Raw genomic sequence first — 511 nt, 5'->3', positions numbered from 1 at the left:
CGGCAGCAGCGGTTGGTAGCCGCAGCGGTTGTTGACCTGGATCGTGAACAGCGCCAGGGCCGGCAGCAGCACCACGAGCGGCAGCAGCATCTCTTTGAGGTAGAGGACGTTGTAGCCGGCCACCTTGAAGATGCTGGAGACGATTACTCCCAGGCGGTCCTGGTAGATCCTCATCTGGAGGATATTGCCCCAGATCCTGTTCTTGTAAACCTTGATCCGCTGCTGATTGGACACCAGCTTGAACAGATACAGGAATACCACGGCGCTGATCAGGCTCATCTCGACGATGAACCAGTAGCGCGCGCTCGGCGAACTGCCGAAGGAGATGAAATCGAACAGGCGGTTGAATAAGTCCAGAGTAAACTTCATGGCGGGCCGGGCCGCATCCTTTCGCTATCAGTTAGAACGTAGGCGCCGAGGGAGTGAAAATCCGGACGGCGGCGCCGGTATAGTAATGTTCAGGAAATATAGCCCAGGCCCTTGAGCCTCTTCAGCAGGTCCTCGTCGTTGT

At 56.9% G+C, this 511-nt stretch carries 1 pseudogene (cut by a window edge); it reads right to left on the bottom strand.

The window, feature by feature from the left end:
* A pseudogene (locus FVQ81_06170) lies at window positions 1-369 on the bottom strand (hypothetical protein) (it extends 18 nt beyond the left edge of the window).
* Window positions 370-511: the final 142 nt, after the last annotated feature.

This window comes from Candidatus Glassbacteria bacterium (assembly GCA_019456185.1).
Classification (GTDB): Bacteria; Gemmatimonadota; Glassbacteria; order GWA2-58-10; family GWA2-58-10; genus JAJRTS01.
Note: the sequence above shows the minus strand (reverse complement) of the source record. Positions and strands in the feature narration are given on the sequence as shown.